This is a genomic window from Collinsella ihumii (assembly GCF_900046475.1).
Taxonomy (GTDB): Bacteria; Actinomycetota; Coriobacteriia; order Coriobacteriales; family Coriobacteriaceae; genus Collinsella; species Collinsella ihumii.
The window spans coordinates 87763-94847 of the sequence record NZ_FCOU01000014.1 but is presented as its reverse complement, the minus strand read 5'-3'; the positions used below and the strand labels follow the sequence as shown (position 1 = coordinate 94847).

Below are 7085 nucleotides of genomic sequence, written 5' to 3'. Positions count from 1 at the left end.
GAGTTCGGCAACGGGGACGCGCGCCGCGCGGCGCTCGGGTCACGCTACTCGGAGGTGCAGGCTGAGGTGAACCGCATCCTGGCGGGCGGCTCCTCGTCTGCTCCCGCGCAGCCCGCCGCCCCTGACATCGAGGCGCTGGCACAGGCGGTGATCAGGGGCGACTACGGCAACGGGGACGACCGGCGCGCGGCGCTCGGTGCGAGCTATGACGCGGTGCAGGCCAGGGTCAACGAGATCCTGGGCGCCGGCGGCCCCGACGGCGGGTCGGGCGGGGCCGACATCGACGCTCTGGCGCGGGCGGTCATACGCGGCAAGTACGGTAACGGCGAGGAGCGTAAGTCGCGCCTGGGGTCGCTGTACTATGCGGTGCAGGCGCGCGTGAACGAGATTCTGCTTTGACGGTAGGTCAGGGCCCGGCGCACGGCTTTTCAACGTTTTCCATGCGCCGGAGGGCCCTGCTATAGCCCGCAGGCGTGTGGGAAATGTTGGAAAGCCCCGGGCCTCTTGCTTTGGGATCGACATGGTAAGGCCCCGCATCTCTTGGGATGCGGGGCCGTCCTGTCTTAGATGGTTATGCCTTCGCGGCGCCTGGGGCCTGCTACGAGCATTCGGTACCACCAGTCGCGGTCTCTCGGGCCAGCCTTGGCGAGCGTGTCTATCATGCGGGTTTGGGTTACCTCGTCGAGGCGTGCGAAGTCGTCGCGCAGCGCGTTCTCGATTGCTGTGGACGCCTCGATCATGTTGCGCAGGATCCTCTGCTTCTCCTCCAGGGTGAAGCTCTGTGGGGAAATCTCGACCAGTTCTGCCATGAAGTAGGCGCGGTCCTCTTCGGCGGTGAGGGCGTTCCAGTCGGTTGCCATTTGGAATCTCCTTTTCCTTTTGGAACCGTCTTTCTGGGACTTCTGGGTGGTACGAATTCCGGTACGAATGAGCCTGGAAGGAGCGTTTCGCAGCGTTTTCTTGCGTTGTGCGCATCAGTCAGAAAAACGGTATTCTACCTGCGAGAATGATGCGTTTTGTTGCGAAGCGCTCCTTGGTGCTTATACCCCCTCAGTCCCCCAGCGGCTCACCGCCTGGCGGGTGATGTAGAGCCGGCGAGCCAGCTCCTCTTGGGTCAGCCCGCGCTCGCGACGCAGGCGCGCGAGCGTGTTTTTCATGATCATGGAGGTCTCCTTTCGTCGTTGCCCTGCCACCATTGTCCCCGCGCGCAGTGCCCTCGTCGAGCAACGACCCGTTGCGGCATCTCGGGCGTCACACGCCGATATCCCGGCGCCTCGGGCCCATACGAAGCGCACAATGGGTGCGACGAGCATCAGAGGAGATGGATATGGGCTCCGTATATGGCGTGATAGCGGGACATGCGCTGTTGGCGCTGTGCGCCGCGCTCTATCTAACCTGGTGGGCGATCTTCTTCCGACCTAAAGCGCGTCCGAGCGACCTGATCCGCGGCGTTGGCGTCGCCTGCATCGTCGGCGCGGCGGCAACGGACCTGGGCGGTGTCGGGGCTGCGGGATGGGATATCGCGCGCATCGCTGGCACGCATTCGATATCCGGATGGAAATTTGTTATTGCGGCAGTTCTGGCGTATGCGGTGCTCGCCCTGTCGACGCGATGCTTCTTCGAACGCCCGGTCACTACCGAGCTGCTTCTCATCGTGGCATGGTGCGTCTTCGAGCTCTGGTGCGTCGCGACCCTGTCGAAGGCGGATATGCTGGCCGAACCCTGGCCGACGATCCTCAGCGGCGCCGTGCTCGTTTTTTCCGCGATCAATCTCGTGTGCTACGTCTTGTACTACCGCTTGCCGCCCGCACCCGCCTTTATCGACGGGACGGCGCCGCTCATCTTGGCGGGTATTGCGGCCGTTATGATGGTCGCCGCGTTGCTTTAGCTGCGCCGCACGTCGAGGTCCCTTAAGCAACCGCCCCGCGGCCCGAGCGACTTGACGTGATGGCAGCCGAGTGGAGGCTGCGGCCCCAAGAAGTGCTGAAAAATCGACGTTGTGGACGGCTCGTTTCCGAATGCCCCGAAATGCGCACTTCCTGCGCAGGCGCTACCTGCGGAAACGCCTGCTCTGCAGGTGCCGTTTCGGGCGGGTCCGGATTTGAGCCGTCCACAACGTCGATTTTTCAGCAACTTTTCCGCCCGCAGCCTCCCCTGCCCCGCCGCAGCACACAGCTCGACCCACGGGCGCAAACCGCAAGATCAGCAGCCGGCATGAACCGCAACGGCAAAAGGGGCGCGCGTGAAGCGCCCCTGCGCTACTCCCCCTCGCCCGGCGCCGACGGCGCAGAAGGGGCCTCGGGTGCGGAGGGCGCCGAGACGTCGATCTCGCCGAGCTGCGCGATCTGCTCGAGGGGGAAGATGCCCGTGGGATCGTCCACCTCGACGCCACCGAGCACAATGCTGTCGTCGCGCATATCGATCTGCGCGGCGAACACGTTCGGATCGAAACCCGAGACCAGGAACCCCAGGGCCGCGAGAACGATGCCAAGCGCCACCAGTCCGCCCGACACGGCAAAATATGTCTTCTTTGCGCTGGTCATAACCTGTCCTTTCTAGTTGAGCGTACTCGCGACGGCGAAGTGCGCGGGCCCATCGGAAGCCGCGTTGCCGCCGGCGTGCGGCTCGGCGGAAAGGGAGCCGCCCGTCCCGCCCGAGGTGCGGCCGCGATCCTTGCGGAAGGGAGAGAGGGCCTTTTTCACCCAGAGGACCGAAAGCCGAGCGATCTGCTTGGTGACGGCCCACGCGCCCGCACCCAGCAAGAGCGTCGCGCCGATGAAGGCGAAGCCGACCCCCGTCATGGCAAGGACAAACGGAACATGCCCGATCGCGATACCGGTGGTCGCGAGCACAAACGCGGCGGCGCCGACAGCACCCAGGCCCGCCGTGATGATCCACACGCACGCCGCCAGCACCCAGATGGAGATATAGACCATGACGGCCACAGCAGCGAAGCCGAGAGCGAGAACAATCCACAGGGGCGACCCCAGGATCGCCAGCGCCCACAGAACCGCATTCCCCTTGCGCCTGGTCTTTGCGATCGCGCGCGGCACGGCAGGCAGGTCATCGAGGATCGCCTCCGCAACCGCCTGCGGGGAGCCGACCGCAGCGACCGCCTCCTCCTCGCTCATGCCGTCTTCCATGCGGTCGGCGATGGCCTCGGCATAGAACTCCTTCGACTCCTCCACCTGATCTGCCGGCAGACAGGCGAGCAGCTCGCCCAGCCTCTCAACGAACTCGTCCCTTGTCATGATCGCGCCCCCTCCACGTAGCGGTAGATTTCCTGCACGGACGGCCACTCGGCCAAGAACTCGTCGATGCGGGTTCTGCCAGCCTCCGTGATGCGGTAGTACTTGCGCAGCCGCCCGTTATGCTCGGCGGAGCGGACGGTGATGCACCCCGCCTTCTCAAGACGCTTAAGCAGCGGGTAGAGCGTGGACTCCGTGAGCCCCATGGATGCCGGGACGTCCTTGACGATCCGGTAGCCGTACGATTCCTCTCCGGAGACCGCCGCGAGCACGCACGCCTCCAGAAAGCCGCGTTTCATCTGCGCCTCCATCCGCACACCTCCCTTCGTCGTATACTGTATGTCACATACTATATGGCGCAAGGTATCTGGTGTCAACGGGCATTTGTGCGATTTTCTAGGGAGCCCGTTGATCGATCGCTTTCGCCTGCGTGCCACCGTGGTGCAGGATGAATCGACCGCTGGTTCCCTGAGCCGGCGGGACATGTTGTCGAGCGCCGGTTGACCTCTCGCAAGAAACGTCAACCAGCGCTCCTTTGATTCAACCCGTGCGCGACCTCATACTGAAGATGGCAGCCGGCAGCCACCTATCCGTCATTTCAAGGGAGAAATCATGAGCGTATCTGTCAATATCTGCCGCACGATCCTGCGCGAGCGCCGCCGCATGGGCATCACGCAGGAGGCGCTCGCCGCGCACCTGGGAGTCTCGAAGGCCGCCGTCTCGAAATGGGAGCTCGGGCAAAACCTGCCCGACGTGAGCCTGCTGCCGCGCATCGCCGCGTTGTTCTCGATCACGCTGGACGAGCTCTTCGACTGGCGCGACGAGCTCACCGAGGAGGAGTCCGCCGCGCTTTACGCCGAGGTCTACGCGCTGGGAGAGAAGGGCCTTCCAGCAGCCCGAGAACGCCTGCGCGCGCTCGCGACGGAACACTATTCGGATGCGAACCTGCTGCTCATGTTCGCATCGCTCCTCACGGTATGGGCCGACGGCATGGCGACGCCGTTCAATCCAGCGGACGAGCAGAACGGCGCGTCCGACACCGCAGCGCTCGCCGAAGAGGCGCTCGCCCTGGCCGATCGGGCGCTCGAGGTCGCGACGGACCCGTCCGTGCTCTTTCTTGCGCAGCAGCAGAAGGCGACGACGCTCTTCCAAGCAGGGCGCTATGAGGAGGCCGTGTCGCTGCTGGAGCCGCTCGCCAAGCGGCAGGACACAAGCACCGCGGTGATGCTGCTCGTCTCGTCCTACCGCAAGACCGATCGCACCGATGACGCCCTCGACCTCCTGCAGGCAGAGCGGCTTCGCGCCGCGAGCTTCGTGCTCTCCTCGCTTATGCAGGAGGTGGGCATACGGGGCGACGCCGCGTTCGCGCGCGCTGCCGGCAAGGCAGCCGAGACGGTCTTCGACGCCCTGGACATGGGCTCGGTGAACCCTTGGCACCCCATCAGCATGGCGCTCGAGGAAGCCGAGGCGCTTCGTCAGGCAGGTGAGCAGAACGACGCCGTCGCGGCGCTGAGCCGCGCGGTCGATGCCGCCAAGACCGCTTCGGCCCCCTCCCCCGCCCTCTCGGAATCCCCGCTCTACGATCGCCTGGTCGACAAGATCGACCCCGCCCGCTCCGGCGAAGCATGGGCCGAACACAAGGCGCGCCAGGCTGACGAGGCCGCGACGCTGATGGGGCAGGCCCTTGTCGCGACGGTCGAATCGCCCGAATGGAGGCAGTTCGCGGGAGACGACCCGCGCTATCGGGAGGTCGTCGCAACCGCGCGACGGCTGTCGGGCAAGGAGCCGGACGGCCGCATAAGATAGCGCCTGGACGAAGCATCCGAGATTTCTGCCGACAGGGCGGAACCGAATGGGTTGGAACGAACCCGTCCCCAAGAAACCATCCATGTCTTGACCCTATTATTACAGTCATTATAATAATTGCTGTAATAACTATGCCGACCTGGGGAGGCTGGTGAAACCCTTGCTGGAGCCGAGCGTCAGCGCGCTTCGACGCACCCTCTGGAAGGGCGGGGCCCATACCAAACGGGAGCTCTCCGACCTGACAGGGCTCTCGATCGCCACCGTGAACGCCACCCTCAACGATATGAACCGCATGGGCGAGATCCTTGCGGCGGGCGCGCGTCACGGGGGCGCGGGCAGGACCGCGCAGCTCTATCGCGCAAACGAGGCCTTCTCCCCCGTTCTCGCCGCCCATGTCGACATCGATCGCGGAGCGCGCGTGCTCGTAAGGACCGTGCTTTCCGTGACCGGGCGCGTCCTCGACAGGGACGAGACGCGCCTGCCCGAGCTTGAAGGCGCTACCCTCGTGAGGCTTCTCGGCGACTGGAGGCGATTCCATCCGGAGTCGGCGCAGGCGTCTGTGGGAATCCCGGGGATCGTGGCCGAAGGCGTCGTCAGCCACTGCGACCTCCCGGAACTCAACGGCACGGACATCGTGGCCGACCTCGAGAGGAAGCTCGGTGTTCCCGCGCTCGCCGCCAACGACATGCACCTCAAGGCATACGGCTTCTTTCGCGAACTCGGAGACGCGAAAAAGACCGTGACCCTTGCCAACTTCCCCGTGGGCGTGCGCCCCGGAACGGCGACGATCGCAAACGGCACGGTCGTGACGGGGGCCGGCCAGTTCGCGGGAATGGTGGGCTTCATACCCGCGGGAACGCGCGGCGCCCTCACGGCGCCCGATCCCAAGGACTTCTCGAAGCCGTGCCCGGAGCTTGTCGCGCACGCGCTTGCGGCCGTGGTGACGGCGCTCAACCCGGACATCATCCTGTGCACAGGCGGGCTTCTCGATGAGGATGCCGCGCTCGAGCAGGTGCGGGACATGTTGGAGCGGTGGATTCCCAAAGAGTTCGTCCCGCACCTCGAGCGCCGGGATGACCTCGAGAACTGCTATCTGGGGGGTCTTCTGGCGCGCGCCCTGGATGCGCGCCTTTCGGACCCCTTGTCGATCGGGCGCTTGGCGCCGGAAGAAGGGAGCCGAATATGACGAACGAGACCATGACGGAGGCCCAGCGCCGCGATCGCGGGCTCTGGTACGACGCGAACAACGATGCGGAGCTCGGCGAGGAGCGCTCGCGCGCGGACGACGCCTGCTTCCTGCTCAACCAGACGCTTCCGAGCGATCGCGAGGGCCGCGAGAAGATCCTGCGCGCGCTTCTCGGGCAGATGGGCGAAGGCGTCGAGATCCTGGGGCCGCTGTATGTCGACTATGGCTACAACGTGAGCATCGGGGCTGGGAGCTTCATCAACCACGGCGCCTTCCTCATGGACGGCGCCCCCATTCGCATAGGCGAGCACGTCTTCATCGGGCCGAACTTCGGCGCATACACGGCGCAGCACCCGCTCACGGTGGAGGAGCGCAACGCCGGCCTCGAGCGAGCGCTCCCCATCACCATCGAGGACGATGTGTGGATCGGAGGAGACGTCACGGTCCTGCCGGGCGTGACCGTGGGCCGCGGGGCGGTGATCGGCGCGGGCAGCGTGGTCACGCGCGACGTGCCGGCCGGCGTCGTGGCCGCAGGAAACCCCTGTCGCCTGCTGCGCGAGATCACCGAGAACGACCGTCCCGCATACGAGCAGGGAGAGGAGTAGCCGTGCGCCGCCGCATCCTGAACGAACGGCTCGCCGCCATCGTGGCGAGCATCCGGCACGGGGAGATGATCTTCGTGGCCGACGCGGGGAGCGTGTTTCCAACGGCGCGCCCCTGAGGAAAACGTCGATAGATTCACTCCGCCACGCTCCCAACGATGCCCCAGCACGCGATCTACAGGGAACCGATGACACAAAAGCAGGCTGTCGGCACTTTCTTATGGGCTCCGCCGATCCCCTGGA

9 protein-coding genes and 1 pseudogene are annotated in these 7085 nt (G+C 65.4%); 5 read left to right on the top strand and 5 right to left on the bottom strand.

The window, feature by feature from the left end:
• Nucleotides 1-399: pseudogene (locus BN3789_RS13085) on the top strand (hypothetical protein); the annotation flags it as partial.
• Between the two features lie 164 nt (nucleotides 400-563).
• Here BN3789_RS13085 and BN3789_RS11610 read toward each other — a convergent pair.
• Entirely contained in the window at nucleotides 564-860 is a 297-nt protein-coding gene (locus BN3789_RS11610) for a hypothetical protein (RefSeq protein ID WP_066834541.1), read from the bottom strand.
• A 180-nt stretch (nucleotides 861-1040) separates the two neighbouring features.
• Entirely contained in the window at nucleotides 1041-1163 is a 123-nt protein-coding gene (locus BN3789_RS12500; RefSeq protein ID WP_229254363.1) for a helix-turn-helix transcriptional regulator, read from the bottom strand.
• Between the two features lie 164 nt (nucleotides 1164-1327).
• Between BN3789_RS12500 and BN3789_RS11605 the strand changes: the two genes are divergently transcribed.
• Nucleotides 1328-1888: a hypothetical protein gene (locus tag BN3789_RS11605; RefSeq protein ID WP_066834539.1), complete on the top strand. Its 561-nt coding sequence runs from the start codon at nucleotides 1328-1330 to the stop codon at nucleotides 1886-1888.
• Between the two features lie 370 nt (nucleotides 1889-2258).
• Here the strand turns inward: BN3789_RS11605 and BN3789_RS11600 are convergent, their stop codons facing one another.
• The 3 genes from BN3789_RS11600 to BN3789_RS11590 are packed head-to-tail and all read right to left on the bottom strand — an operon-like array spanning nucleotide 2259 to nucleotide 3547.
• Entirely contained in the window at nucleotides 2259-2543 is a 285-nt protein-coding gene (locus BN3789_RS11600) for a hypothetical protein (RefSeq protein ID WP_066834537.1), read from the bottom strand.
• A gap of 12 nt (nucleotides 2544-2555) precedes the next feature.
• Nucleotides 2556-3251, bottom strand: a complete 696-nt coding sequence (locus BN3789_RS11595; RefSeq protein ID WP_079989311.1) for a DUF1700 domain-containing protein — start codon at nucleotides 3249-3251, stop codon at nucleotides 2556-2558.
• Entirely contained in the window at nucleotides 3248-3547 is a 300-nt protein-coding gene (locus tag BN3789_RS11590) for a PadR family transcriptional regulator (RefSeq protein WP_066834550.1), read from the bottom strand. Before BN3789_RS11590 ends, BN3789_RS11595 begins: the two co-directional genes overlap by 4 nt.
• Before the next feature lie 313 nt (nucleotides 3548-3860).
• On the opposite strand from BN3789_RS11590, the gene BN3789_RS11585 reads away from it, so the two are divergent.
• From BN3789_RS11585 to BN3789_RS11575, 3 genes are all read left to right on the top strand, one after another.
• Entirely contained in the window at nucleotides 3861-5054 is a 1194-nt protein-coding gene (locus BN3789_RS11585; protein WP_066834536.1) for a helix-turn-helix domain-containing protein, read from the top strand.
• Nucleotides 5055-5205: 151 nt separating this feature from the next.
• On the top strand, nucleotides 5206-6240 hold the full coding sequence (locus BN3789_RS11580; RefSeq protein ID WP_066834535.1) for an ROK family protein: 1035 nt from the start codon (nucleotides 5206-5208) through the stop codon (nucleotides 6238-6240).
• Entirely contained in the window at nucleotides 6237-6845 is a 609-nt protein-coding gene (locus BN3789_RS11575; RefSeq protein ID WP_229254358.1) for a sugar O-acetyltransferase, read from the top strand. Before BN3789_RS11580 ends, BN3789_RS11575 begins: the two co-directional genes overlap by 4 nt.
• Nucleotides 6846-7085 lie beyond the last annotated feature (240 nt).

Coding starts and splice junctions, on each gene's coding strand:
- BN3789_RS11610 (WP_066834541.1), bottom strand. CDS start 860: ATGGCAACCGACTGGAACGCCCTCACCGCCGAAGAGGACCGCGCCTAC.
- BN3789_RS12500 (WP_229254363.1), bottom strand. CDS start 1,163: ATGATCATGAAAAACACGCTCGCGCGCCTGCGTCGCGAGCGCGGGCTG.
- BN3789_RS11605 (WP_066834539.1), top strand. CDS start 1,328: ATGGGCTCCGTATATGGCGTGATAGCGGGACATGCGCTGTTGGCGCTG.
- BN3789_RS11600 (WP_066834537.1), bottom strand. CDS start 2,543: ATGACCAGCGCAAAGAAGACATATTTTGCCGTGTCGGGCGGACTGGTG.
- BN3789_RS11595 (WP_079989311.1), bottom strand. CDS start 3,251: ATGACAAGGGACGAGTTCGTTGAGAGGCTGGGCGAGCTGCTCGCCTGT.
- BN3789_RS11590 (WP_066834550.1), bottom strand. CDS start 3,547: ATGAAACGCGGCTTTCTGGAGGCGTGCGTGCTCGCGGCGGTCTCCGGA.
- BN3789_RS11585 (WP_066834536.1), top strand. CDS start 3,861: ATGAGCGTATCTGTCAATATCTGCCGCACGATCCTGCGCGAGCGCCGC.
- BN3789_RS11575 (WP_229254358.1), top strand. CDS start 6,237: ATGACGAACGAGACCATGACGGAGGCCCAGCGCCGCGATCGCGGGCTC.